The organism is Actinopolymorpha alba DSM 45243, assembly GCF_000373925.1.
GTDB classification, from domain to species: domain Bacteria; phylum Actinomycetota; class Actinomycetes; order Propionibacteriales; family Actinopolymorphaceae; genus Actinopolymorpha; species Actinopolymorpha alba.
Window position 1 is genome coordinate 85,951 of the sequence record NZ_KB892747.1, and the last position, 24,633, is coordinate 110,583.

General features: G+C 69.1%; 22 protein-coding genes. 12 read left to right on the top strand and 10 right to left on the bottom strand.

Features of this window, described 5'->3' with window-relative positions; all coding sequences use genetic code 11:
- The first annotated feature begins 8 nt into the window (after window positions 1-8).
- Window positions 9-590: a hypothetical protein gene (locus tag B141_RS0113205; protein ID WP_157180989.1), complete on the top strand. Its 582-nt coding sequence runs from the start codon at window positions 9-11 to the stop codon at window positions 588-590.
- On the top strand, window positions 575-967 hold the full coding sequence (locus tag B141_RS40415; protein ID WP_020575646.1) for a hypothetical protein: 393 nt from the start codon (window positions 575-577) through the stop codon (window positions 965-967). The genes B141_RS0113205 and B141_RS40415 overlap by 16 nt, the downstream gene beginning before the upstream one ends.
- A 53-nt stretch (window positions 968-1,020) precedes the next feature.
- On the opposite strand, the gene B141_RS0113215 is transcribed toward B141_RS40415, so the two are convergent.
- The 5 genes from B141_RS0113215 to dxr all read right to left on the bottom strand — a co-directional run bounded on the left by B141_RS0113215 (window position 1,021) and on the right by dxr (window position 6,291).
- Window positions 1,021-1,506, bottom strand: a complete 486-nt coding sequence (locus tag B141_RS0113215; protein ID WP_020575647.1) for a hypothetical protein — start codon at window positions 1,504-1,506, stop codon at window positions 1,021-1,023.
- 150 nt (window positions 1,507-1,656) lie between these two features.
- Window positions 1,657-2,502: a GNAT family N-acetyltransferase gene (locus B141_RS0113220; RefSeq protein ID WP_020575648.1), complete on the bottom strand. Its 846-nt coding sequence runs from the start codon at window positions 2,500-2,502 to the stop codon at window positions 1,657-1,659.
- A gap of 46 nt (window positions 2,503-2,548) precedes the next feature.
- The gene (gene ispG, locus B141_RS0113225; protein WP_020575649.1) at window positions 2,549-3,709 is read right to left on the bottom strand and encodes a flavodoxin-dependent (E)-4-hydroxy-3-methylbut-2-enyl-diphosphate synthase; all 1,161 of its coding nucleotides are present in this window, start codon (window positions 3,707-3,709) and stop codon (window positions 2,549-2,551) included.
- Window positions 3,710-3,778: 69 nt separating this feature from the next.
- A complete protein-coding gene (locus B141_RS0113230; RefSeq protein WP_020575650.1) occupies window positions 3,779-5,059 on the bottom strand; it encodes a M50 family metallopeptidase in 1,281 nt (426 codons plus the stop codon).
- The gene (dxr, locus tag B141_RS0113235) at window positions 5,050-6,291 is read right to left on the bottom strand and encodes a 1-deoxy-D-xylulose-5-phosphate reductoisomerase (RefSeq protein ID WP_020575651.1); all 1,242 of its coding nucleotides are present in this window, start codon (window positions 6,289-6,291) and stop codon (window positions 5,050-5,052) included. Before dxr ends, B141_RS0113230 begins: the two co-directional genes overlap by 10 nt.
- A 387-nt stretch (window positions 6,292-6,678) precedes the next feature.
- Between dxr and B141_RS0113240 the strand changes: the two genes are divergently transcribed.
- The gene (locus tag B141_RS0113240; protein WP_020575652.1) at window positions 6,679-7,593 is read left to right on the top strand and encodes an LLM class F420-dependent oxidoreductase; all 915 of its coding nucleotides are present in this window, start codon (window positions 6,679-6,681) and stop codon (window positions 7,591-7,593) included.
- Between the two features lie 16 nt (window positions 7,594-7,609).
- On the opposite strand, the gene B141_RS0113245 is transcribed toward B141_RS0113240, so the two are convergent.
- Both B141_RS0113245 and purU read right to left on the bottom strand, forming a co-directional pair.
- Complete coding sequence (locus tag B141_RS0113245; RefSeq protein WP_020575653.1) at window positions 7,610-8,464, bottom strand: bifunctional methylenetetrahydrofolate dehydrogenase/methenyltetrahydrofolate cyclohydrolase; 855 nt, start codon at window positions 8,462-8,464, stop codon at window positions 7,610-7,612.
- A 51-nt stretch (window positions 8,465-8,515) separates the two neighbouring features.
- Window positions 8,516-9,382, bottom strand: a complete 867-nt coding sequence (gene purU / locus B141_RS0113250; protein ID WP_020575654.1) for a formyltetrahydrofolate deformylase — start codon at window positions 9,380-9,382, stop codon at window positions 8,516-8,518.
- 197 nt (window positions 9,383-9,579) lie between these two features.
- Here purU and B141_RS40420 point away from each other — a divergent pair, with 197 nt between their 5' ends.
- From B141_RS40420 to pdxA, 3 genes are all read left to right on the top strand, one after another.
- Window positions 9,580-10,128, top strand: coding sequence for a DUF6328 family protein (locus B141_RS40420; RefSeq protein WP_020575655.1), 549 nt, complete (start codon window positions 9,580-9,582; stop codon window positions 10,126-10,128).
- 106 nt (window positions 10,129-10,234) lie between these two features.
- Window positions 10,235-11,464: a four-carbon acid sugar kinase family protein gene (locus B141_RS40425; protein ID WP_020575656.1), complete on the top strand. Its 1,230-nt coding sequence runs from the start codon at window positions 10,235-10,237 to the stop codon at window positions 11,462-11,464.
- Window positions 11,461-12,459: a 4-hydroxythreonine-4-phosphate dehydrogenase PdxA gene (gene pdxA, locus B141_RS0113265; RefSeq protein ID WP_020575657.1), complete on the top strand. Its 999-nt coding sequence runs from the start codon at window positions 11,461-11,463 to the stop codon at window positions 12,457-12,459. The genes B141_RS40425 and pdxA overlap by 4 nt, the downstream gene beginning before the upstream one ends.
- Before the next feature lie 227 nt (window positions 12,460-12,686).
- Here the strand turns inward: pdxA and B141_RS0113270 are convergent, their stop codons facing one another.
- Window positions 12,687-13,628, bottom strand: a complete 942-nt coding sequence (locus tag B141_RS0113270) for a DUF3500 domain-containing protein (RefSeq protein ID WP_020575658.1) — start codon at window positions 13,626-13,628, stop codon at window positions 12,687-12,689.
- Between the two features lie 206 nt (window positions 13,629-13,834).
- Here B141_RS0113270 and B141_RS0113275 point away from each other — a divergent pair, with 206 nt between their 5' ends.
- From B141_RS0113275 to B141_RS0113285, 3 genes are all read left to right on the top strand, one after another.
- Window positions 13,835-14,647, top strand: a complete 813-nt coding sequence (locus tag B141_RS0113275; protein WP_020575659.1) for an Fpg/Nei family DNA glycosylase — start codon at window positions 13,835-13,837, stop codon at window positions 14,645-14,647.
- A 136-nt stretch (window positions 14,648-14,783) separates the two neighbouring features.
- The gene (locus B141_RS45575; RefSeq protein ID WP_020575660.1) at window positions 14,784-17,012 is read left to right on the top strand and encodes an outer membrane protein assembly factor BamB family protein; all 2,229 of its coding nucleotides are present in this window, start codon (window positions 14,784-14,786) and stop codon (window positions 17,010-17,012) included.
- Between the two features lie 229 nt (window positions 17,013-17,241).
- Window positions 17,242-17,436, top strand: a complete 195-nt coding sequence (locus tag B141_RS0113285) for a hypothetical protein (RefSeq protein ID WP_020575661.1) — start codon at window positions 17,242-17,244, stop codon at window positions 17,434-17,436.
- A 398-nt stretch (window positions 17,437-17,834) separates the two neighbouring features.
- Here B141_RS0113285 and B141_RS0113290 read toward each other — a convergent pair whose 3' ends face one another.
- Both B141_RS0113290 and rlmN read right to left on the bottom strand, forming a co-directional pair.
- Entirely contained in the window at window positions 17,835-18,590 is a 756-nt protein-coding gene (locus B141_RS0113290) for a class I SAM-dependent methyltransferase (protein WP_020575662.1), read from the bottom strand.
- Window positions 18,591-18,601: 11 nt separating this feature from the next.
- Complete coding sequence (gene rlmN / locus B141_RS0113295; protein WP_026257181.1) at window positions 18,602-19,705, bottom strand: dual-specificity RNA methyltransferase RlmN; 1,104 nt, start codon at window positions 19,703-19,705, stop codon at window positions 18,602-18,604.
- Between the two features lie 366 nt (window positions 19,706-20,071).
- Between rlmN and B141_RS0113300 the strand changes: the two genes are divergently transcribed.
- From B141_RS0113300 to B141_RS0113310, 3 genes are all read left to right on the top strand, one after another.
- Window positions 20,072-20,494 (top strand): TIGR03668 family PPOX class F420-dependent oxidoreductase, encoded by a 423-nt coding sequence (locus B141_RS0113300; RefSeq protein WP_020575664.1) that lies wholly within the window; start codon window positions 20,072-20,074, stop codon window positions 20,492-20,494.
- Between the two features lie 406 nt (window positions 20,495-20,900).
- Window positions 20,901-22,796: an ABC transporter ATP-binding protein gene (locus B141_RS40435; RefSeq protein ID WP_020575665.1), complete on the top strand. Its 1,896-nt coding sequence runs from the start codon at window positions 20,901-20,903 to the stop codon at window positions 22,794-22,796.
- Window positions 22,797-24,617, top strand: coding sequence for an ABC transporter ATP-binding protein (locus tag B141_RS0113310; protein WP_020575666.1), 1,821 nt, complete (start codon window positions 22,797-22,799; stop codon window positions 24,615-24,617).
- Window positions 24,618-24,633 lie beyond the last annotated feature (16 nt).

A 24,633-nucleotide genomic window follows, 5' to 3' on the forward strand; every position in this document is an offset into this window, starting at 1 on the left:
TTGGGTCCATGCCTGCCCCGACCCCGATTCCACCCGAGCTTCTCCGCCGGCCCTTTCACCTCGACGAGGCGCGTCGGCTCGGCCTGTCCCTACAAACGCTGCGTGGTCGCCGCTTCCGTCGGCTCTTCCGCAGCGTTTATGTCTCGGCCGCAGTCCCAGTGACCCTTGAGCTGATGGTGCGAGCGGCGCGGCTGGCCCTTCCGGAGTCCGCCGTCTTCAGCCACGAGACCGCCGCCGTATTGCGGAACCTTCCCGTACCCGCGGACGACCGGCTTCATGTCACCATGCCTGCCGGATCCGCCCATCCTGAGATCCGGGGAATCGTGGTTCACAAGGCATTGATGGGAGATGCCGCAACCTTCCGCGGGGTCCCGGTCACCACCGCCGAACGTACCTTCACCGATCTCGCCCGGACCCTGCCGCTGGTTGAGGCGGTCGTGCTCGGGGACGCGATGGTCCGGCGGGGATTCACCACACCGGAACACTGGCGTGTGCCGCAGCGGAATGCAAGGGCCGCGGCGCGAACTCCACGCGGCAGGCGGCCAGCTTGGCCCGACGCTGTGTCGACTCTCCGATGGAGACCCGGCTGAGGCTACTGTTCGTACTCGCCGGGCTCCCAGAACCCCAACCAGGCTTGGAGATCCTGGACAACCACGGGCAATGGGTGGCCACCGCCGACCTGCAGTACCGCGCGCAGCGGATCGCGATCGAGTACGACGGCGACCTCCACCGCACCAACAAGCGGAAGTGGCGGCATGACGTGGCGGCCCGCGAGACTCTGCGCCAGCTCGGCTGGGAGGTCATCATCCTCACCGCCGACGACATCTTCGTACGCCCGCACCACACGCTAGTCCGGGTCCACGACGCCCTACGTGCTCGAAACCATCCGGATGTCCCAGCCACCCTCGAACCCCAGTGGCAGAGCCATTTCCAGCCCCGCGGCTACCTCACTGACACTTGGCAATAGAAGCGGTTCCCTTTGACGGAAGGATATCGACGATGCCGGCCAGCGCCGGCCCGCTACTTGTCGTTTGTCCGGCAACCAAACGGCGTACCGAGGCACCAGTAAACGGGCATGAACGCTCGGAGCTCGCCCTCCTGGCGGTAGACCCGGAACTCCCGCGTGAACGTCTTGCCGTCGGCGGTGGGGAGCTCGATCGAGAGGTACCGCGCCGCGTAATAACAACAGCCGTTCACGAGCTTGCTCGACACAACCCTCGGAGCTTCGGTGGGCCGGGGAACCTTCTCCTGCCGGGCGTTCGGCAAAGATTCCTTACACCACTCCACCACTGTGCTGTAGGTCTCGCAGAGAGCAACATCGTCACCCGCCTGAGCGATCTTGACGATCGTCACGAGCAGGCGCCGTGCTTCGTTCTCGGAGACAGGCTTCGCGTCGGTCAGAGCATCACTCCCGCCGGCAATATGTCCCAGGACATATCCGGCGCCGAACCCGACGCCCACCAGCGCCACCACACACAGACTGACGAGCACCCTGCGCACCGTCACGTCGACCTCGCCTCCCCACGGACCACACGCACTCCACGTAGGCGTACCGTCCCCGAGGCGGCACGCCTACCGAGACCGCAGGGTCGCGAAGGACGAAGAATCCGTGATGCGGCCCCTCACCAACGGCGGACGCCCGCCTTCACGGATGGCTCAGAAGAGGACCGTCATGAACGTCGCGGTCTGGGTGAAGCCGACCCGGGCGTACGCGCGGCGCGCCGGCAGGTTGAAGTCGTTGACGTACAACGTCGCCACCGGAGCCACCTCCCGCAGCCCCGCGGCGACCACTGCCGCGACCCCCGCCGCCGCCAGCCGCTCCCCGCGCCGGTCGGGTCGCACCCACACGCCCTGGATCTGGAACGCGCGCGGCGTCGCGACACCGATCTCGGCCTTGAAGACCACCTCGTTGTTCTCGATCCGCGCGAACGCGTAGCCCCGGCTCACCAGGTCGGCGACCCGCCCACGGTAGTAGGCGCCGCCGTCCCGCGCCTCCGGCGACACCCCCAACTCCTCGCTGAAGAATGCGACGCTCGCGCGGTAGACCAGATCCAGCTCGTCCATCCGCACCCGGCGTACCAGCGGATCCGGGCGCACCGACGGCGGACGGCACATGGTGAGGAACGGCTGCTCCACCCGCACTCCCCGGGCGGGCCCCCACGACGGCTCCAGCGTCCGCCACATCGGGACGACCGCCTCGCGCGGGCCCCAGACCGACGAGCAGGTACGGCCGGCCCGGATCGCCCGGTCCGCGAACGCTACGGCCGCCGCGGGCGTCGCCGCGACCGGGACCAGGTTGGCGCCGGCGTAGCACAGGGAGACCAGTCGGCCGCGTTCCTCGAATCCCCACACCTGGGCACCCAGGCGGCGAAGGTCGGACCCCGCCGCCCGCAACCGGGCGTCGACGAAGACGTTCGTCGACGGGTCGGCGTCGAGAATCCGCCGGATAGCGGCGAGATCGGTGGTACGCAGAAGCCGAACCTGCTCGGTCGTTTCGAGCATCCGCCCTCCTCCGCGTTCCTGGCCCGACGAAGGGGTACGCCGCCGACTAGCGCACCACAACCTCGGGCGTGCCTGAGGGTACCCCGGCGCCCTTCAGATCCTCCGCGATCCGCATCGCCTCGTCGATCAGCGTCTCGACGATCTGGCTCTCGGGCACCGTCTTGACGACCTCGCCCTTGACGAAGATCTGGCCCTTGCCGTTGCCGGAGGCGACACCGAGGTCGGCCTCGCGCGCCTCACCCGGACCATTCACCACGCAGCCCATGACGGCGACGCGCAGCGGCACCTCCATGCCCTCCAACCCGGCCGTGACCTCCTCGGCCAGCGTGTAGACGTCCACCTGGGCCCGCCCGCAGGACGGGCAGGAGACGATCTCGAGCTTGCGCGGGCGGAGGTTCAACGACTCGAGGATCTTGATGCCGACCTTGACCTCCTCGGCGGGAGGAGCAGACAGGGAGACCCGGATGGTGTCGCCGATGCCCTTGGACAGCAGCGCGCCGAACGCGACCGCGGACTTGATGGTGCCCTGGAACGCCGGACCGGCTTCGGTGACGCCGAGGTGCAGGGGGTAGTCGCACTGCTCGGCGAGGAGTTCGTACGCGCGGACCATGACCACCGGGTCGTGGTGCTTGACGGAGATCTTGAAGTCGCGGAAGTCGTGCTCCTCGAAGAGGCTGGCTTCCCACAACGCGGACTCCACCAGCGCCTCCGCGGTCGGCTTGCCGTACTTCTGGAGCAGCCGCGGGTCGAGCGAGCCGGCGTTCACACCGATCCGGATGGACACACCGGCGTCAGCCGCGGCGCGGGAGATCTCCTTCACCTGGTCGTCGAACTTCCGGATGTTGCCGGGATTGACCCGGACCGCGGCACAGCCCGCATCGATCGCGGCGAAGACGTACTTTGGCTGGAAGTGGATGTCGGCGATCACCGGGATCTGGGACTTGCGGGCGATCGTCGGCAATGCCTCGGCGTCGTCCTGGCTCGGCACCGCCACCCGCACGATGTCGCACCCGGTCGCGGTGAGCTCCGCGATCTGCTGCAAGGTGGCGTTGACATCGGTCGTGGGGGTCGTCGTCATCGACTGCACCGAGACCGGCGCGTCGCCGCCGACGAGAACCTTGCCCACTCTGATCTGCCGGGTCTTGCGGCGCTCGGCCAGGGTCGGTGACGGCGTGGTTGGCATACCCAGATCGATGCTTGTCACCATCTGTCCTTCGGTGCGGGTCCCGCGCGCTCTCGCGGCCGGTCAACCATCAGGGTTCCATCCTCCGGCTCGTCATATGCGTACGGGGTTGACGATGTCGGCGTACAGCAGAATGACGCCCATCACCACGATGACGCTGGCGACCGCGTAGGCGAGCGGCAGGGCGCGGGCGACGTCGACGTATCCCGGATCCGGCTTGCCCCGCAGGCGGGCGAACGCGCGCCGGAGCCCTTCGTAGATCGCGCCGGCCATGTGGCCGCCGTCCAGCGGCAGGAGCGGGATGAAGTTGAACAACGCGACGAAGAGGTTCAGAGCGGCAAGCCACTGGACGAACCCCGCGATGCGTACCGAAACGGGCACCTCAGCGGTGGCGATCTGGCCGGCGACGCGGCTCGCTCCGACGATGCTCATCGGGCTGTCCATGGCGCGTTCGTCGCCGAACGCGGCCCGCGCCACTCCGACCATGCGCTCGGGCAGGTGCGCCATCGCCTCGACGGTGGCCACGGTGAGCCGGCCCATCTCGGAGACGACAGCGACCGGCCCCTGTCGCTCGTATACCTGTGCCGGAGTGATGCCGAGGAAGCCGACCCGCTGCAACTCGGACGGGTTGGTGGGGTTGGGCCGGTCGGCGGCGATCAGGTTGGCGTGCAGGGTCTTCTGCTGGCCGTCCCGCTCCACCACGATGGTCGTACGGCTGGCGCCGGCCTCCCGGATCAGCTTGGACACCTGGTCCCAGGTGGTGATGTGTACGCCGTTGAACTCGACGATCCGGTCACCCGCCTGGAGTCCGGCCTGCTTCGCCGGTGAGATCGGGTCCTGGGGAGTGCACTCGCGCTGGCCCGCGGCAGCCGGGATCACACAGTCGGGCACCGCGCTCACAGTCGGCTTGGGGACCGCGATCCCGAAGCCCATGAGGACCACCGAGAAGAGGATCACCGCGAGGAAGACGTTCATGAGCGGACCGCCGCTCATGATGATGAGCTTCTGCCACCACTTCTTGGTGTAGAAGAGGCGGTGCTCCTGGCCGGGCGGCGTCTCCTCGGCGGAGGCGGTGCGGGCCTCCTCGATCAGCGTCTGGAACGGGCCGGTGCTCGACCGCCGCATCCGTCCGTCAGACGCCGGCGGGAACATCCCGATCATCCGGACGAACCCGCCGAACGGGATCAGCTTGACGCCGTACTCCGTCTCGCCTCGCCGGCGGGACCACAGGGTCTTGCCGAAACCCACCATGAACTGCGTGACCCGGACGTTGAAAAGCTTCGCCGGCACCATGTGGCCCACCTCGTGCAGAGCCACCGAAGCGAGGACGCCCGCGAAGAAGACAAGTGCTCCGAGGATCGCGATCAGGTCCATGTGGAGGCGCCTTCCTGGTTGACCGGTGCGGCCGTGTGCGGGTCGATGAGCTGCCGGGCTCGCTCGCGGGCCCATGACTCGGCTTCGAGGACGTCCTCGAGGGTCGCCGGCGTGCTACCGCCGCCAGCGTCGTGAGGGTACTCCGCGAGGACGGCAGCCACCGTATCCACGATGCCGAGGAAGGGCAGCCGGCCAGCGGTGAACGCGGCCACGCACTCCTCGTTGGCGGCGTTGTAGACGGCTGGCGCCGCGCCGCCGCGGATCCCGGCCTCGCGGGCCAGTTGGACCGCAGGGAAGGCGTCGTTGTCGAGGGGTTCGAACTCCCACGCCGTCGCCTTCGACCAGTCACAGGGCGGCGCGGCGTCTGGCACCCGGTCGGGCCAGCCCAGCGCGAGTGCGATGGTCAGCCGCATGTCGGGCGGGCTAGCCTGCGCGATCGTCGAGCCGTCGTAGAACTCCACCATCGAGTGCACGATCGACTGCGGGTGGACCACGACCTCGATGTCGGCGTACGGAACGTCGAACAACTCGTGCGCCTCGATCACCTCCAGGCCCTTGTTGACCAGGGTCGCGGAGTTGATCGTGATCACGTGGCCCATGTTCCAGGTGGGGTGGGCGAGGGCCTGCTCCGGGGTCACCTCGCCGAGCTCCGACCGAGCCCGCCCGCGGAAGGGGCCGCCGCTCGCGGTGACCACGAGCCGGCGTACCTCGGAGCGGGCGCCGCCACGCAGGCACTGGGCGAGCGCGGTGTGCTCGGAGTCGACCGGAACGATCTGACCTGGCTTGGCGGCGGCCTTCACCAGCGAACCGCCCGCGATCAGGGACTCCTTGTTGGCGAGCGCGAGGGTCCGGCCGGTCGCGAGTGCGGCCAACGTGGGCGCGAGTCCCTGCGACTTGTCGATGCCGTTGAGAACGACGTCACACGGCCACTGGGCGAGCTCGGTGGCGGCGTCGGGCCCGGCGAGGATCTTGGGGACCTTGAACTCTCCCTGGGAGTATCCCCGCCGCTGGGCCTCGGCGTAGAACGCGAGCTGGAGGTCCTGGACCGCGGTCGCCCTAGCGACAGCCACGACGTCGACGCCGAGATCGAGGGCCTGGTGGGCGAGGACGTCGATCTGACCGCCGCCCGCCGCGAGCCCGACGACCCGGAACCGGTCAGGGTTACGGCGTACGACGTCGATCGCCTGAGTGCCGATCGAGCCCGTCGAGCCGAGGAGTACGACCTCTCGCATGCGCATAGTCTCCCTCATGGACCTGAGCGTTCGCTGGACGAGCGGCCGCCGGGCGCGCAGGGCCGAGCCTGAGGGGACCTCTCGGCGGAAGAAAATTGAAGGGCCGGTGTGGCGGTCGCCTCTCGGCGAATGGCGCGACGCGGCTCCAGCCAAACGGTATTCCGCGACGGCTGTTGGTGAGGCCCGGGGACACGGACCACACCGACCCGGGTGGTGTAGCACCCAGGCCTACCGATCTATTCCGGGTCGGCGGGAATCTGTCGGAAATTTCTGTCGCGGATGACTTATGGGTATGCCGTTGTTGACCCGGTCTGCTGTTGATCTGCCCGGCCGCCGAACGCCAATCCTCCGAACGCCAATCCTCCGAATGGAAGGGGTAGCGACCACATGCCATCCACTGCCGCCACCACCAGCGCACTGAAGGGACGCCTCGGGCCCGTCGGCGTCTGGCTCGGCGCCCTGAACTCCGCACCCACCACCGCGGCGCGCGAGGCCGCCGCCGAGGTCGACGAGCTGGGGTACGGCTCGCTGTGGGTCTCGGAGAGCCCGGTGACGAAGGACCCCTTCACCGCGTCCACGCTCCTGCTCGGCGCGACGGGTCGGCTGATCGTCGGGACCGGTATCGCCAACGTCTGGGCGCGGGACGCGGTCGCGACGAACGCCGCCACCATGACGATCGCGGAGGCCTACCCCGGGCGGTTCATCCTCGGGCTCGGCGTGAGCCACCAGCCGATCGTGAACGTACGCGGCCATGTGTACGAAAGGCCGCTCGCGAAGATGCGGAGCTACCTCGACGAGCTGGACGCGGCGGCATACGAAGGCCCCCGCCCGGCAGAACCGGCGCCGCGGGTGCTGGCCGCTCTCCGGCCGAAGATGCTCGAGCTTGCCCGCGACCGCGCCGACGGCGCCCATCCGTACTTCGTACCCACCTCGCACACCGCGCGGGCCCGCGAGGCTCTCGGTCCGTCGCCGCTACTCGTCCCCGAGCAGGCGGTGGTCGTGGAGACCGATCCGGACCGAGCCCGCGGGATCGCCCGGGCGTACATGTCGATGTACCTCACGCTCCCCAACTACGTGAACAACCTGCGCACTCTGGGGTTCGCCGACGAGGACGTCGAGGGCGGCGGGAGTGACCGGCTGGTGGACGCGGTGGTGGCCTGGGGCGACGTCGAGGCGATCAAGGCCCGGGTCGACGAGCACCTCGCCGGCGGCGCGGACCACGTACTCCTCCAGCCGCTCGCGCCGCGCGACGGCCTCGGGCTCGACCAACTGCGGACCCTCGCGCCCGCCCTGGTGAGCTAGCCCCGCCGAGGGTCAGCTAGCCGGCCGAGGCTTCGGCGGCGTCCACGATGTTGGTCAGCAGCATCGCGCGGGTCATCGGACCGACGCCGCCCGGCATCGGAGCCAGCCAGCCGGCAACCTCGCGTACGCCCGGATCGACGTCACCCACGAGGCCGGCGTCCGTGCGGGTGATGCCGACGTCGAGCACCGCCGCGCCGGGCCGGACCATCGCCGGCGTGATGAGTCCGGGTACGCCGGCCGCGGCCACCACGATGTCGGCAGCCCGCACGTGGGCGGCGAGGTCCTTGGTCCGGGTGTGGCACAGCGTCACGGTGGCGTTCTCCGACCGGCGGGTCAGGATCAACCCGAGCGGGCGCCCGACGGTGATGCCCCGCCCGATCACGCAGACCTCCGCCCCGGCGATCTCCACGTCGTACCGCCGCAGTAACTCCACGATCCCGCGCGGCGTGCACGGCAGCGGCGCGGGCTTGCCGTGGACCAGCCAGCCGAGGTTGACCGGGTGCAGGCCGTCGGCGTCCTTGGCTGGGTCCATCAGGGCGAGGACGCGGTTGGCGTCGAGTCCCTTCGGCAGGGGCAGCTGGACGATGTAGCCGGTGCACCCGGGGTCGTCGTTCAGCCGGTAGACGGCATCCTCAACCTCGGCCTGCGTCGCGGTCGCCGGCAACTCCACCTGGATGCTCGCGATGCCGACCTGGGCGCAGTCGCGGTGCTTGCCGCGGACGTACGCGTGACTGCCCGGGTCGTCACCCACGAGCACCGTGCCGAGTCCGGGGGTGATGCCGCGCGCCCGCAGCGCCGCCACCCGGGCGGTCAGGTCGGCCCGGATCGCCGCCGCCGTCGCCTTGCCGTCCAGAATCCGCGCCGTACTCATCGTCGTGTTCTCCTCGTCAACTCACACCGGACAGGGTTCACGGACAGGGGGTCAGCGGAAGACCACCGTTCTGGTGCCGTTCAGGATCACCCGGTGCTCCAGGTGCCAGGTCACCGCGCGGGCGAGGGCGAGGCACTCGAGGTCCCGCCCGACGGCGGCCAGCTTCGCCGGGGTCAGCGCGTGGTCGACCCGCGCGACCTCCTGCTCGATGATCGGCCCCTCGTCGAGCGTCTCGGTCACGTAGTGTGCGGTCGCGCCGATCAGCTTCACGCCGCGTTCGTACGCCTGGTGGTAGGGCCGCGCGCCCTTGAAGCTCGGCAGGAACGAATGGTGGATGTTGATCGCCCGCCCGACCAGCTTCTCGCACAGCTCGTGCGACAGGACCTGCATGTACCGCGCCAGCACGACCAGGTCCACCCCTGCCTTGGTGATGAGGTCGAGGATCCGCTCTTCCTGGGTCGTCCTCGTCTCGGGGGTGACCGGGAGATGGTGGAACGGCACACCGACGGACTCCACCATCGAGCCCGCATCCGGGTGGTTGGAGACGACGGCCACGATGTCGGCGGGAATCGCACCCACCCGGCAGCGGTAGAGCAGGTCGTTGAGGCAGTGGTCCTGCTTGGAGACCAGCACCATCAGCCGCTGGCGGTTGGACAGGTCGCGCAGCTGCCAGTCCATCCCGAACGCCGCACCGACCGGCGCGAACTTCACCTGGAGTGCCTCGAGCGTCACCTCCGGCGACTCCGACTGGACGTGCACCCGCATGAAGAAGCGGCCGTCCAGCCGGTCGCTGAACTGCTGGCTGTCGACGATGTTGCAGTGGTGCTCGGCCAGGAAGCCCGAGACGGCGTGGACGATACCGAGCCGGTCCGCACACGACAGGGTCAGGACGAACTCGCGGCGTACGTCGGCACTCATGCTCACTCCTCGGACAGACTCACGTCCCCCGGACCCCGGTCGCGGGTTCCGGACGCCGCCATTCTCCTGGGCGCCCCCTCGCCAGGACCGCCCGACCCGGCATCGAGTCGCGGGCGACGGGAGCCGAAGACGGAGAAATCGGGCTCATCCGGACATCGCCTGGTGATCGTCATCCTCCGGCGAGGCATCATGCAGGCATGGGGACCGACAACGAATGGATCCTCCGAGCACGGCGCGAAACGCCGCTCCAGCGAGCCGACCGGAACTTCCAGGATCTGCTCGCCGAACTCCGTGTGCTGCAGACCGGCGTCCAGATCCTCTTCGGCTTCCTGCTGATCCTCGCGGTGCAACCGAGGTTCGCCGAAGCCACGCCGTTCGGTCGAGGCGTCTACGTCGTCACTCTCCTCCTGTGCTGTGCCGCGACGGCCCTCCTCATGGCGCCGGTCGCCGTCCACCGGGCGATGTTCGCCAAGGGGCGTAAACAGGAGGTCGTCCGCGTGTCCAACCGGCTCGCTCTGGGCGGCATGGCGTCGCTCTTCCTCGCCATCGTCAGCGCCGTCCTGCTCGTCCTCGATCTCGTCTTCGGCCTCGTCATCGCGATCGTTCTGGCCACCTTGGTGGCCGTGCTGTTCGCGATGCTGTGGTACGTCCTGCCGGTGCGCCGGCTCCTGGCTCGCAGGCCCGGACCAGACGCGGAGTACCGCCCCGGCGCGGGCCCGGGTGGCTCCGGCACCGACGCTCGCTGACGGCCGTTGTCCGTGTACGGGATGTGCCGATTGCGCGGTGCACGTTCCAGGCGTAGCTTGCGCGCATGCACGCAGCGCTTCCCGCGATCCAGGAAACGGCGCGCTGATGCGTGCGACCGTCGCGGTGGTCGCCGACGACCTCACCGGCGCCGCCGACACAGGAGTCGGGTTCCTACAGACCGGCCTCGCGACCACGGTGGCCTGGGCTGAGCCCTCCCTCGACACCGCCCTGACCGCCCGGACCGATGTCCTGGCCATCGACACCCGGACCCGGGCGAGCGGCCCGGACTCGGCCGAGGCGAGGACCTCCGAGGTCGTCGCGTCGCTCCGCGCGGCTGGAGTCAGGACGCTCTACAAGAAGGCCGACTCGATCCTGCGCGGCCACCTCGGCCCCGAAGTCAAGGCGGCCTTGACAGCGTGGGAACCAGGTGCGGTCGCCGTGGTCGCGTTGGCGTTCCCCGGTACGGGCCGGACCACTGTCGGCGGGCGGCAGCATGTCGACGGAGCTCCCCTGGACAAGCCGCCCATCCATGAACTCCTCGAGCGGTCGGGGATCGCCACGAGGCACCTCGACCTGCGGGCGGTGCGCGCGGGAGACCTCGCCGCGGCGTTCGGCGCGGTCCGCGCGACCGGCATACGCGCGCTCGTGTGCGACGCCGCGAACGACGGCGACCTGCGGGCGATCGTGCGGGCCGGAAGCCTGCTCGACTCCCCCGTCGTCTGGGTCGGCTCGGGCGGGCTGGCCCCGGCCCTGGCCGCCAACCCGGCGTTGACAGGAACGCCCAACGGGGCGCCCGCTCCCCGACCGGAGGCGAACGGCTCGGCCCCGATCCTCGTCGCGATCGGCAGCGCGAGCGATGTCGCCCGCGCGCAGGCGGCCCGGGTGGCCGCCGAGGGCGCCACGCACGTCACCATCCCGGCCGCCGCCCTGGATGGTACGAACGACACGGCCGGTCCGGCGTTCGCCGACGAGATCGCGAGTTGCCTACGCCGCGGCGACGACGTGGTCGTCACGCTCGGCGCCGAGACCGGCGCGCGTGGCGGGGACGACGCCGGACTCGCTCGGCGGCTCGGTGAACTCCTCCGCCCGTGCGCGCCCCTCGTCGGCGGCCTGGTCGCCACCGGCGGCGACACCGCGACCGGCGTACTCCGTGCCTGGCACACGAGCGCCCTCCGCCTCGTGGAGGAGGTCGAACCCGGCGTACCCCTCGCCATCAGCGTCGCTCCACGGCCGATCCCGGTCGTGACGAAGGCGGGAGCGTTCGGGTCCACCGAGACCCTTGCCTTTGCCCGTGCCAGGCTGAAGGCGTTGCTCACCCTGGAAGGAGACGGATGAACCACCCCGTCATCGCGATCACGATGGGCGACGCGGCAGGCGTCGGGCCCGAGGTCATCGTCAAGGCGCTCGCCCGCTCCGACGCGTACCCCCCGATGCGTCCCCTGGTCATCGGCGACGCGGGCCGGCTGGCCAAGGCCGCGAAGATCGCCGGCGTCGCCGTGGACATCCGGCGCGTCGACGGACCAGCCGACGCGACCTATGAGCCGGGAACCATCGACTGTGTCGACCTCGGGCTCATCCCTGACGACCTGCCGTTCGGCGCGCTGTCACCGCTGGCCGGCGACGCGGCGTTCCGTTACATCGAACGTGCGGTGTCCCTCGCGGTCGCCGGCGACGTCGACGCGATCTGCACGGCTCCGCTCAACAAGGAGGCGCTGCACGCGGGCGGGCACATCTTTCCAGGGCACACCGAGATCCTGGCCGACCTGACGGGCACGCCCGAGGTCTCGATGATGCTGAGCGCCCCGAAGCTGCGGGTCGTTCACTGCACCACCCACATCGGGCTGGTTGACGCGATCGAGCGGATCGACGCTGGCCTGGTGGAACGCACGATCCGCCGCGGCCACGAGACGCTGGTGCGGTCAGGGATTCCGGCGCCACGGATCGCGGTCTGCGGCATCAACCCGCACGCGGGCGAGAACGGCCTCTTCGGCCGGGGTGAGGAAGAAACCAAGGTGGCCCCTGGAATCGCGGCGGCGCGGGCGGACGGCATCGACGCCCAGGGACCCCTGCCAGCCGACACGGTCTTCTTCCGGGCCGTCCGCGGGGACTTCGACCTCGTCGTCGCGATGTACCACGACCAGGGCCACAACCCCGTCAAGGTGCTCGGTCTGGAAGCCGGCGTCAACATCACGATCGGGCTGCCCGTCGTGCGTACGTCGGTCGATCATGGTACGGCGTTCGACATCGCCGGCACCGGCGTCGCCGACGAGCGCAGCCTGCTGGAGGCGCTCCGGCAGGCGGCCGAACTCGCACCACACCGCGCCGCGTAGCGCGTGCCCTTGAGCTTGCCGAGTTGTCATAGGTTTCTCGGCTAAGAGACCGAGAAACCTATGACAGGTCGAGGTTCCCTCGTGATTTCACAGCATCCGATACAGATCGATGAAGGCTTTTCGTCTGCCCTCGGTGACTTGGCGGAGGAGTTTCGGCATAGAAGCCGAGACACCTTCACCAAGTCGGCTCAGAGCACCCCAGAGTCTCCACAATCTCCTGCTTCGACTCAGTGAGTCGCGTAGTGCTCGGCGAGGAAATCCCGGCCCCAGTCGTGGCGCAGGTCCCGCCATACCGAGTGGATGTGGTTGGCGTCGTCCTGGGTGTTGTCGTACTCCAGTAGGAACGTCGGCCCGCTGACCGCGTAGTAGTGACCGCTACCGCGCTCGGCAGGTCCGGCCCAACGGAACGTCACCTCGTCCAGCCCAGCGTCAACCGCGTCTTGCCAGGACGCCACCGCCACCTCCAGCGGCGCGTGGTCGAAGTAGACCCGCACCAGCCGGCCGAGCAGGCCGCGCTGGGAGTCGTTCAGTTTGGCGTACGCCAGACCAGGCGCCAGCACGCCGGGATCCGCGACCGGATCAGCCCTGGTGAGGATGTCATCCGGAGCGATGGGCGCGACGACCGCCGTCTGGAGTTGCGCGGCGTCAAGGCTGCCGAGGAGTTCCCGCGCCACCTCCTCCTCGTCCCTCAGGACGCGCAGCCCCTCGAGGGGCGCGTGGCGGACCACCGCGGGTTCGGCGCCGAGGAACCGCGGCGTCACCGCGATCGAGTCGCCGGCGATGGTCACGTGGATCGCGAGGTGGTGGCCGCTCACCCGCCACGCCCACGGCTCGTCGCCGCCCGGCGTGCCCAGGATCCGGACCCAGTAGAGGCCCGGACGCAGCCCGATGATCGTGTCCAGCGTCATGATGTCGCGCCCGATCCGCGTGCTCTGCGGGCCGAATCCGGTGTCGAGCAGCTCCAGCGCCAGAGTCCGCTGCTCGTCGCTCATCTCGGCGAGGGCGAGACCAGGACGTGGGCCTGGGAGGTACGTCCAATCCTGGTGGTCGGCGACGTCGAACCTCGCGGTGGCCGACGCGCGTTGCCCGCTCGTGAGCGACGACAGGAACGCCTCAGCTGCCTTCACCATCCGGCGGGCGATCTCTGGGTTCCGGCGTACCTTCGGCATCTGACCCTCCTCCACGGAAATCTTCGCCAGCCTAAAGGAGCGAGCGTGGACACGGTTGTGCCCGGATCGACCAGGAACGGCGCGGTCCGGCCGATCCGGTCGATCCGCCCGGCCTGGTGCGGTTGTGGAGACCATCGCGGGCGGCGAGAGCGGATCCGCGCGGGTCCTGAGGTTTCCTTGCGGGCAAGGCGGAAAGACTGCACCGCGTGCCGGAACTCCCAGACGTCGAAGGTTTCCGCAGGGTCCTCGCCCAGCACGCGGTCGACCGGCCGATCACGCGCGTGGAGGTGCTCGACCCGCAGGTGCTCCGTGATACCAGCCCGCGGCAGCTGACCACCGCGTTACCCGGAACGGACCTCGCCAAGCCACGCAGGTACGGCAAGTGGCTCATGGCGCCCGTCCACCAGCCGGGCCACCGGCACGGGAAGGACGATCCGACACTGGTGTTCCACTTCGGCATGACCGGCTCGCTGATCTGGAACGACGCGGCGGGGGAACCGTTGCATCCCCATGACCGGCTGGTGTTCGCGATGGAAGACGGCGAACTCCGCTACCGGGACATGCGCAAGCTGCAGGGTGTCCGGCTCACCGGGAACGACCACGACGTCGAGGTCCTCCTGAGCGATCTCGGCCCCGATGCGAAGGACCTCTCCCTCGCTGAGTTCCGTGACCGGCTCCAGGGCGTACGCCGGCAGCTGAAGGCCGCCCTCACCGACCAGTCCGTGCTCGCCGGCCTCGGCAACCTGCTCACCGACGAGATCCTCTGGCGGGCGGGCCTGCATCCGCGCCACCTCACCACGGACCTGTCCTCTTCCGACGTGGCCCGGCTTCACGAGGAACTACACGACGTCCTACGGGTGTCGATCCGGCGCGGGTGCGTACCCCCGGACGACTCCTGGCTCACCGGCTGGCGGGACCAGCCCGAGGCGCCGTGCCCGCGTTGCGGCACCCCGTTACGACGTATGCACCTTGGTGGCCGTGCCACCGTCTGGTGCCCGCACTGCCAGCCCGCGCCGTAGGCTTCCCGGCCGACCACAAACGCCGCCGTTTCACCGGCCGGTATGGGTCTGTTCATCGCGAACGCCCGTGCCGGTGCTACGCAGCCGCTAGCGTCCCCGGGCGAGATCATCCGTGCGCCCGGAAGGACCACCCGCGATGACACATCGTCCTAGCCCACCGTCGTCTTCTCTCGACCGACGCAGGTTCCTGGCACTCGCGGGCACCGCCGGAGCGCTCGGCGGTATCGCCGCGCTCGGCAGCCCGGCACCCGCGTTCGCGGACCTGGCCACCGGAGGCGCCGGCGCCGGATCCGGAGGGGCCGCCGCTCCCCTGTCGTTCGCCGTCGTCACCGACACCCACGCCAACCCGCTCGAAGGAACCCGGCTCGGTTGGCTCCGCCTGGTCTTCAACTCGATCGCCAGGGCCAACCCGGCGTTCGTTCTCAACTGCGGCGACATCACCGACTACGGCGCGGACGACGAGTACACCGCCTACCTGTCCACCATCCCGGACTCGCTGCGCCCGAAGTTGCGGCACGTCCCCGGCAACCACGAGGTGCGCTGGGATATCCACGGCGCGGAGCTCTATCACCGGCTGTTCGGGCCGACGCCGTACTCCTTCGACGTGGGCGGCCTGCACGTCGCTGGCCTCGACCCGACGCAGCTGCTGCAGGAGCCGGGCCACTTCGGCCGCGAGCACCTGCGCTGGCTCACCACCGACCTTCGGGACGCCGGGCCCAGCGTGCTGTTCCTGCACTATCCGCTCGGGGCCGAGCACTATTACGTCAACGACCAGGACGCGTTCTTCGAGACGGTGGCCGAACTGCCGGTGCGCGCGGTGTTCGCCGGCCACATCCACCGGGACCAGATCGTCCGCACCAACGGCTTCACGCAGGTCGCGGGGCAGGCGGTGAAGAACGGCGCGTACTACTACTGGGTCGAACGTGGTACGGACGCGGGCCTTTCCGTCCTCCGGGTGTGGGCGGTGTCGGTCGCCGCTGACGGGACGGAGACGCGGCGCGAGATCGTCGCGATTCCGCTGGCGGGCGGGAGCAAGGACGTACGCCCGGTACGGATCGACGTGGGTACGCCGGCCAACGGCGCGGTCCGGGTCGACGTACGCCTCAACTCCTCCGCTGCTGGCGCGGCCGTCCGTACGCAGGCCTACCCGCAGCAGGTCTTCGGCGGCGGCAGCGCCGGCAGCTGGGTCGACCTCGCGACCAACGGAAAGGTCTGGTCGGGCACCGTGAACGTCGCCGCGCTCGCGGCGGGCACCCACCGGATGCAGGTGCGGGTCGCCGACGGGAATGGCGCGACGTACGACGCGACGCAGGCTTTCACGTTGCCAGCCGCCAGTGCGGGGGCGCCGGTCGGGCGCTGGCAGGCGCGCCTGGACGGGAGTGTCCAGGGTGCGCCGGCCGAGCGCGATGGGCTGGTGGTCGCGGCCTCCACGTCCGGGCAGGTGGAGGCCTTCCGGGTCAGCCGGTCAGGCCGGAAGCTGGTGTGGCGGGCCAAGACGGGTGCGGTCTACCGCGGCCCGGCGTTCAGCGCCGACGGGACAACGGTCTTCGTACCCTCCGCCGACCACCGGCTGTACGCCCTGGACGCCCGGTCGGGCAAGGTCCGCTGGCGGTTCCAGGCAGCGGACCCAGTGCTCAGCAGCCCGCTCGTGACGCCGGTGGACGGTGTCGAGACGGTGGTGTTCAGTGCTGGCAGGACGCTGTACGCGGTGGACAGTGTGAGCGGCGACCTGCGTTGGTCGGCCAACCTGCACGGCTTCTCCGCCGGACGCGCCGCCTGTGACGGGGAACGCGTCTACACAGGTGGCGGTGACGGGAACGCGTACGCCTTCGATGCTCGTACCGGCGCGGAGCTGTGGGCGTACTCCGCGACCACCCGCGGCGACGCGTACGGCCGGCTTCTCTACGGCCCCTGGGATGACGTCCTGGAACTCCTGCCCGACGGGCAGGTCCTGGTCTCCACCGTCTCGGCGACGTCCGCCATCGATCGAGCCACGGGTGCGCGCCGGTGGAACGTCGCGAGCGGCTGTATGTACACCCCGGCGCGGCTTCTGCCGTCCGGTCTGCTGCTGGTCGACGAGAGAGGGCGGGTCCAACTGGTCGACCCCGCAACCGGTGTCGCCACCTGGACGGCCGACGTCGCGGCCCGCGCCTTCAACGCCGGGCCCGTGATCGACGGGGGCACCGCCTGGCTGGTGGCCGCGACGGGCCTGCTCGCCGGCCTCGACCTGGCGACCGGCGAGGTACGCCACCGGCAGCAACTCGGGCCCGGCAACACCTTCAGTACGCCGGTCCTCGTGGACGGGATCCTGGTCACCGCTGACCAGGACGGGATCATCCGCGGAATCGAGCTGCCGGAGGGGTGAGCGGCTGCTACGTTCCCGCGATGAGCCCAACGGCCCCCGTCTCTGCGCCGCGTCGCACCTTCGCGGTGAGCCTCCCCGTCCTCGTCCTTGTCGTCGTCGGAGCGGTGAGGCCGGCGTCCTCATCGGGCTCAACCTGCCGTTCGGCTCGAAGCCGCTGACGGTGACGCGTGGCACCGCCGCCCTTATGCCGCATGGCCAAGGCGGGACCTTCCAGGCTGACCGAGGCGGCGTGACCGCGCTCATCCCGGGCGAGGTCTCGTGGACAGACAGCCGTGGTGCCCGCACTGTCGGCGGCGTGCCGAGCTGCCTCATCACCGAAGAAGACGACACCGTGGCCCATGCCAAGGTCGAGGCCGGTTACACCTGGCTCCGCCTCCCCGATGGCGGATCGTCCCCCGTCGTGGGATGGATCCGTTGCCTGTAGAGGCGTATTCAGAAGCGCTCGCATTGAAGGCGCCGCCTCATGTCTCGAATACCGGACGGCTTGCGATTCGTGGCGCCCACGATGCGAGATCGGTCGCGAGGTTGCGGTGACTTGGCGGAGGAGTGTCGGCATAGAAGCCGAGACACCTCCGCCAAGTCCGCTCCGGCCCTCTTCACGATGCCGCGGCCTGTCCCTGCGAGGGCCTTCTGAATAAAACTCATAGCGGACAGTGGCCACACCACGTACGAGTTCCAGGTCCCCTCGGTTGAGGCTCCGGTCGAGCGAAGTTGATCAACGGCGGCCGAACCGGACACCCGCAGCGGCGAACGCCCGAAACCAGGACCGTTGATCAACTTCGCGACCTCCAGCTGCCCGGTCCATGAGACAGCGGGGCACCGTCACAAGGGACGAGCCGACCCGGCGTCCTTCCTGAACGCCAGTAGCGCATAGGTGGGGGGACGTCGCGGGCGGTCGGGGTCGGGCAGCGCCCGTAGCTCGCCGATCAGCTCACTCGTCCGCGTCAGGTCCACCCGCCGACCCAGGCTGCGGGCCTCGATAGCGTCCGCGACCGCGGTGGGCGACAAGCCCTGACCGTGGCCGACGAACCGCCCTTCGGAGTAAGCCGTCAACCCCCACCTGCCGGCGAGGCGCTCGATCCGTGCCCGCGCGTCGCTGGCCGGTGGTCGGCTACCCGGCGCGCCGTAGGTCGCGAGAACCCGCTCGACATCGTCGTCCGCGGCGTAGCTGGCGTTCTTGTCGATCGTCGTCACCAGGATGCCGCCGGGTCGCAGGACCCGCGCGCATTCCTCGATCACGGGCGCCGCATCCGGCAGCAGGTGCAGCAGCCACACGAGCGTGACCACACCGACCCGCCCGTCAGCTACCGGCAGGCGGGTCGCGTCGCCGCCCACCGCACACCCCGGAATCCGATCCGCGGCCACGCTCAGCATGCCCACCGACCGGTCACAGACGCAGACGGTATGGCCGCGCTCCGCCAGCCGCGAGGCGACCAGGCCGGTCCCGCCGGCGACGTCGAGGACGGTGTGCGCGCCGGGCGGCAGCAGGCTGGCGATCGCTTCCGCGGCGGCCTCGGCGCGCGGCAGCCCGCCCCGCGTCTCGTCGTACCTTCCCACTTCCTTGTCGTAGTCGAGCATCAACGCCCCTCTCAGCTGTCCTTCGCGGCCAGCTGCCCGCAGGCGCCGTCGATCTCCCGCCCCCGGGTGTCGCGCACGGTCACGGGTACACCGTGGGCTTCCAGCCGGCGTACGAACTCCGCCTCGTCCTCAGGACGCGACGCCGTCCACTTCGACCCCGGCGTGGGGTTGAGGGGGATCAGGTTGACGTGAACGAGCCGGCCGGCCAGCAACGTCCCCAGCAGGTCGGCTCGCCACGCCTGGTCATTGATGTCGCGGATCAGGGCGTACTCGATGGAGACCCGGCGCCTGGTCCGGTCGGCATACTCCCAGGCGGCGTCGAGGACCTCGGCGACCTTCCAGCGGGTGTTGACGGGGACGAGCTCGTCGCGGAGTTCGTCGTCGGGTGCGTGCAGCGACACCGCCAGCGTCACCGCGAGCCCCTCCTCCGTGAGCTGCTTGATCCGCGGCACCAGCCCCACGGTCGACACCGTCACACCACGTTGGGACATGCCAAGGCCGTCAGGCACCGGATCGGTGAGCCGGCGTACCGCGGAGATCACGGTCTTGTAGTTGGCCAGCGGCTCGCCCATGCCCATGAACACCACGTTGGACACCCGACCCGGACCGCCCGCGATCTCGCCCCGCGCCAGCATGCGGCTGCCCGCGACCACCTGGCCGACGATCTCAGCGGCCGAGAGGTTGCGGGTCAGCCCGGCCTGTCCGGTCGCGCAGAACGGACACGCCATCCCACAGCCGGCCTGGCTGGAGACGCACATCGTGACCCGGCCGGGATACCGCATGAGGACGCTCTCGACCAGGGCACCGTCGAAGAGCCGCCACAGCATCTTGACGGTCGTACCCCCGTCGGCCGCCAGCGTGCGCACCTGCGTGAGCAGGCGCGGCAGCACGCCCTCGACGATGCGGTCATGGGCGGCGGCAGGGAGGTCGGTCATCTCGGCCGGATCCTCGACATACCGGCCGAAATAGTGCGTCGACAGCTGGCGCGCGCGGTAGGCCGGCTCGCCCAGGGCGACCAGCGCCTCCCGGCGTTCGGTGGGAGTGAGGTCAGCGAGGTGGCGGGGTGGCTTTCCGCGGCGGGGGGCGGCGAACACAAGCTCGACAGGTGCAGACATGGCGGGCCCAGTGTCCCATGCCAGCCGCACCGGCCGTCCGCGCCGTCCGGGTCGCCGCCCTTGATCCGCGGCGCCAGTATCCCGTCCCGGGAATTGTCGGTCCACGCAACGAGATTTTGCGCGTACGACGACTAATAGACCGCTCACCACAGGGCTATCTGGCGAAGAATTTCCGGAATTCCCTCGGCAGGACCCTGGTGGGATTGAATTCCGCACACTCCGGATCGGCACGTACATTTCTCCGTACGGTCTGAGCGGCGCGCGACGGAGGCGGCATTAGGCTCGGCACATGGCCAACGAATACGCGCCACGCACCGGGGTGACCGCCCACGCGCCGAGCCCCGCTCACCCGGTCGGGTCCGGCCAGTGCGGCTGAGCGAAGCGGAGGCGCGGCGGAGGTTCACCGCAAGCCGTACCGCCTGCCTGGCCACCGCCAGCCTGAACGCCGAGCCGCACCTCGTGGTCGTGACGTTCGCGGTGGTCGGTGACGTTGTGGTCACCGCCGTGGACCAGAAACCCAAGACGACACGGCGGCTTCGACGGCTGGCGCTCATCGAGGAGAATCCGCAGGTCAGCATGCTCGCCGACTGCTACGACGACGATGACTGGAGCCGGTTGTGGTGGTGCCGCGCCGACGGCCGGGCGAGGGTGCTGGTGGAGCCGGAGGAGTGCGCCGAGCCGCTTGCGTGGCTCTCGTCGAAGTATCCGCAGTACGCCACAGAGCCACCCCCCGGCCCGGTCATCTGGGTCGACGTGACCCGCTGGCAGGGGTGGGCGTATGCCGGGTGAGTTGGCGGACCAGTGAGGCGTTCCCGCCACTCGCGGGGTGCCGGTCTGAGCGCCGGTCCGAGCGCGGGTGCCGTATAGCGCCGGTGCCAATAACAAGGCCGAGCCGCAATACCAGACCTGGCGTACAACCGGCCAGAGCAGGAACATAATAAGGCCGACCCGCAATCCAGCTCTGGGTCACCAGAATCGGGTACCCGAATCGCCGCGCCCACGTTATCACCGGCCACCGACAAGACCATTTCCTGGAATATTCGCTGGTATTTTCTCGGTGAATCGTGCTAGAACAGTCCGAGTCTCACGGTCCGTCTCGAGCCCCCTCTCGGCACCCTCCCTACCGGTGGTGTGCCCGACCTGACGTCGCCGTGTGCCCAACAACCCCCGCGTCCGTTCCCGGAGGCACCCGCTCGTGGCCACACTCAAGTCGGAGTTCACCGTCGTCGACCAGCACCGGTCTGACCGGCGGGGTCCGGTCCGATGGATCCTGTCGCACCTAGTCCGGCACAAGGGCTATCTGGTCGGTTTCCTGCTGAGCTCACTGGTGATGGTGCTGCTCAACTCCTCGATTCCGGGCCTGACCGGCAAGGCGTTCGACACGGTCCTGCGAGACGGACCGATCGCCAACGAGCTGACCTTGATCGTCCTGGCACTACTCGCCATCGTGGTGATCCGTAGCGTGATCGACCTTGTCGCTCGGCTCTCCGTCGAGGTCCTCGCCAAGCGCATGGAGCGGGACGCACGCGACGAGCTCTACCTCACCCTGCTCGGCAAGAGCCAGACGTTCCACAACCGGCAGCGGGTCGGCGACCTCATGGCCCGGGCCGCCAACGACGTCCGGCAGTTGAGCTCGATGATGTCCCCAGGTGTCGACCTCGTGGTCGACTCGATGCTGCAGGGCATCATCCCCATCGTCTTCATCGCCTTCATCGACCCACGGCTACTCCTGTCGCCGCTTCTGTTCGCCGTGGCGTTCTTCCTCGCGATCCGCCACTACATGCGCCGCCTCAATCCCGTGTCCATCCGGATGCGCGAGCAGTTCGGCGATCTGAACGCCGGCCTCAACGAGGCCGTCCGCGGCATCGAGGTCGTCAAGGTGACCGCGCAGGAGGAGCAGGAACGCCGCCGGTTCGAACGCAACGCCCGCACCTACCGCGACTCGTTCGTCGAGCAGGGTCTCGTCCAGGCGCGCTACCTGCCCACACTGCTGCTGGCGATCGCCACCGCCGGCGCCCTGCTCCACGGACTGGTGCTCTACTCCGCCGGTGACCTCTCGATCGGTGACCTGGTGGCCTACCTCGGCCTCATGGCCCTGCTCGGGTTCCCCACCGGCATCTCGATCTTCTCGTTCTCCCTCATCCAGCTGGGCATCGTGAGCGCGCGCCGCATCCTCACGCTCCTGGAGGAGGAGACGGAGCTCGACCAGAACTCCCAGGGGAATCGCGACGCGATGCGGGGCGAGCTCGTCTTCGAGAACGTTTCCTTCGGATACGCCGATCAGCCGGTCCTACGCAAGGTGTCCTTCCGCGCCAAGCCCGGTGAGACGATCGCGATCGTCGGTGAGACGGGATCCGGCAAGAGCACGTTGACAAAACTCGTCAACCGGATCTACGACACCGATGAGGGCCGCATCCTGATCGACGGGGTCGACGTCCGCGACTGGAACCTCGACTCCCTGCGATCCCAGATCTCCACCATCGAGCAGGACATCGTGCTGTTCTCCCGGCCGGTCGCCGAGAACATCGCGTTCAGCCTGGGACAGCGCGCCGATCGCGAAGCCGTGGTGCGGGCGGCCAAGGACGCCCAGGCGCACGCGTTCATCGAGGAGCTCGACGACGGATATGACACGGTGATCGGTGAGCGCGGGGTCACCCTGTCCGGTGGGCAGCGACAGCGGCTGGCGATCGCCCGGGCGCTCCTCACCGATCCGAGCATCCTCATCCTCGACGACTCGACCAGCGCCATCGACAGCGCCACCGAAGACGAGATCCAGCAGGCGATCCGCCGCATCCTCCAGGGCCGCACCACGCTGCTCATCACTCACCGGCTCTCCCAGATCCGCTGGGCCGACAAGGTCCTGCTGATCCAGCGCGGCGAACTCGTCGACCAGGGCACCCATGAAGAGCTCCTCGAGCGCTGTGCCCTCTACCGCCGGATCTTCGCGCACTACGACGAGGTCGCCACGCCCTCTGTCGACAAGGAGCTCGACCAGATGGTGCTGGACGGCCGGGAGTCGGCGGAATCCGGCTTCGCGGCCACGCCCGCGGGTCCGGCGTACGACATGAACGCAGGGAGTGAGGACCGCTAAATGGGCTTCATCATGGCCGGTCTCGAAGCCGAGGACTACGACCGCACCTACAGCGACCGCGAACTCGTCCGGCGGATCCTGCACTACTTCCGGCCCAAGCTGGTCCCGATGATGGTCGTCGCCGTGACGATCGTCCTCACCTCACTGCTGCAGGCAGTCCTTCCGATCGTCATCAGCTGGGGCCTCGACCGGATGGCCAGCGACCAGTCCCAGGGGTTCCTCGCCCTGCTGGTCGTGCTCATCCTCATCTCCGGAGTCTTCGGCTGGGTTTCCAACTACATACGCCAGGCTCAGAGCGCACGGGTCGTGGGCGACGTCGTTCTCACCCTCCGAAGGGACGCGTTCTCGGCGATCCTCAAACGCGACCTCTCCTTCTACGACGAGAATCCGTCCGGCAAGATCGTCAGTCGGGTCACTTCCGACACCGACGATTTCGCGAACGTCGTTAGCCTGACCATCAACCTCCTGAGCCAAGTGCTGCTGGTCGGCTTCATCACCGCCCTGCTCTTCGCCCGGGATGTCACCCTCGCCCTGCTCACGCTGGCGATCACGCCGATCATCGTCGTCATGGCATTGGCCTTCCGGCGGATCGCCCGGGAAAGCACCCGGCGCGCTCAGCGGTCGTTGGCCCGCGTCAACGCCAACGTCGCGGAAACGATGGGGGGCATCGCGGTCGCCAAGAACTTCCGCCAGGAACAAACGATCTATGACGAGTTCCGCCCCATCAACGAGCAGAACTACCAGGTCACGATCCGGCAGGGCATGGTCTTCGGGTCGATTTTCCCGCTCCTCTTCGCCGTCGCCGGACTGGCCACGGTCCTGCTGGTCCAGGTGGGTGGTCACCGCGTCCTCGACGGCAACGTGTCCACAGGCGACTGGTTCCTCTTCCTCCAAGCCGTCGGGCTCTTCTGGATGCCTCTGACCAGCATCGCGTCCTTCTGGTCGCAGTTCCAGCAAGGTCTCTCAGCCGCCGAACGCGTCTTCGCACTGGTCGACGCGACGCCGCGGGTGCTCCAGACCAACCCGCAACCCGTCGGACGGCTGACTGGTCGTATCGAGTTCGCCGACGTGACCTTCGGCTACAACCCCACCCACCACGTTCTCGACGACTTCACCATGACCATCGAGGCGGGCGAGATGGTCGCGCTCGTCGGGCACACCGGTGCGGGCAAGTCCACGCTCGGCAAGCTGATCACGCGGTTCTACGAGTTCCAGGGCGGCCACATCTACCTCGACGGGCGGGACATCCGCACGCTTGACCTCCAGGACTACCGCCGCCAACTCGGCGTCGTTCCGCAGGCCCCGTTCCTCTTCTCCGGCACGATCGGCGACAACATCCGCTATCCCCGTCCCGACGCGACCGACGAGGAGGTCCTGCGCGCCGCGCAACAGGTCGGCAACGGAGACTGGCTCGCCGCGCTGCCAGACGGCCTCGCGACCGAGGTAGGCGAACACGGCCAGGCGCTGTCGATGGGGCAACGCCAGCTCGTCGCCCTCGCCCGGCTTCTCATCCAGGACCCGGCCATCGTCATCCTGGACGAAGCCACCGCGAGCGTCGATCCGCTGACGGAGGCGCAGATCCAGGAAGGGCTCGACGTCGTCCTGCACGACCGGACCTCGATCGTGATCGCGCACCGACTCTCGACCATCCAGCACGCTGACCGGATCGTCGTACTCGAGCACGGCCGCATCGTCGAGGAAGGCGATCACGCGAGCCTGATGCGCAAGGGCGGCAAATACTGCGACGTCTACAACACCTACTTCCGCCACCAATCACCGGAGTACAAGCCAGGCAGCGGATTCGTTCCCGTCATGCAGTGACGGGCTGGCCCCATCG

What these genes read in the sequence shown, in the direction of transcription:
- B141_RS40425 (WP_020575656.1), top strand. Translation starts at nt 10,235, where the DNA reads ATGCGTGCGACCGTCGCGGTGGTCGCCGACGACCTCACCGGCGCCGCC.
- B141_RS0113205 (WP_157180989.1), top strand. Translation starts at nt 9, where the DNA reads ATGCCTGCCCCGACCCCGATTCCACCCGAGCTTCTCCGCCGGCCCTTT.
- B141_RS0113220 (WP_020575648.1), bottom strand. Translation starts at nt 2,502, where the DNA reads ATGCTCGAAACGACCGAGCAGGTTCGGCTTCTGCGTACCACCGATCTC.
- B141_RS0113240 (WP_020575652.1), top strand. Translation starts at nt 6,679, where the DNA reads ATGCCATCCACTGCCGCCACCACCAGCGCACTGAAGGGACGCCTCGGG.
- B141_RS45575 (WP_020575660.1), top strand. Translation starts at nt 14,784, where the DNA reads ATGACACATCGTCCTAGCCCACCGTCGTCTTCTCTCGACCGACGCAGG.
- rlmN (WP_026257181.1), bottom strand. Translation starts at nt 19,705, where the DNA reads ATGTCTGCACCTGTCGAGCTTGTGTTCGCCGCCCCCCGCCGCGGAAAG.
- pdxA (WP_020575657.1), top strand. Translation starts at nt 11,461, where the DNA reads ATGAACCACCCCGTCATCGCGATCACGATGGGCGACGCGGCAGGCGTC.
- ispG (WP_020575649.1), bottom strand. Translation starts at nt 3,709, where the DNA reads ATGGTGACAAGCATCGATCTGGGTATGCCAACCACGCCGTCACCGACC.
- dxr (WP_020575651.1), bottom strand. Translation starts at nt 6,291, where the DNA reads ATGCGAGAGGTCGTACTCCTCGGCTCGACGGGCTCGATCGGCACTCAG.
- purU (WP_020575654.1), bottom strand. Translation starts at nt 9,382, where the DNA reads ATGAGTGCCGACGTACGCCGCGAGTTCGTCCTGACCCTGTCGTGTGCG.
- B141_RS0113270 (WP_020575658.1), bottom strand. Translation starts at nt 13,628, where the DNA reads ATGCCGAAGGTACGCCGGAACCCAGAGATCGCCCGCCGGATGGTGAAG.
- B141_RS40420 (WP_020575655.1), top strand. Translation starts at nt 9,580, where the DNA reads ATGGGGACCGACAACGAATGGATCCTCCGAGCACGGCGCGAAACGCCG.
- B141_RS0113310 (WP_020575666.1), top strand. Translation starts at nt 22,797, where the DNA reads ATGGGCTTCATCATGGCCGGTCTCGAAGCCGAGGACTACGACCGCACC.
- B141_RS0113230 (WP_020575650.1), bottom strand. Translation starts at nt 5,059, where the DNA reads ATGGACCTGATCGCGATCCTCGGAGCACTTGTCTTCTTCGCGGGCGTC.
- B141_RS40415 (WP_020575646.1), top strand. Translation starts at nt 575, where the DNA reads ATGGAGACCCGGCTGAGGCTACTGTTCGTACTCGCCGGGCTCCCAGAA.
- B141_RS0113245 (WP_020575653.1), bottom strand. Translation starts at nt 8,464, where the DNA reads ATGAGTACGGCGCGGATTCTGGACGGCAAGGCGACGGCGGCGGCGATC.
- B141_RS0113290 (WP_020575662.1), bottom strand. Translation starts at nt 18,590, where the DNA reads ATGCTCGACTACGACAAGGAAGTGGGAAGGTACGACGAGACGCGGGGC.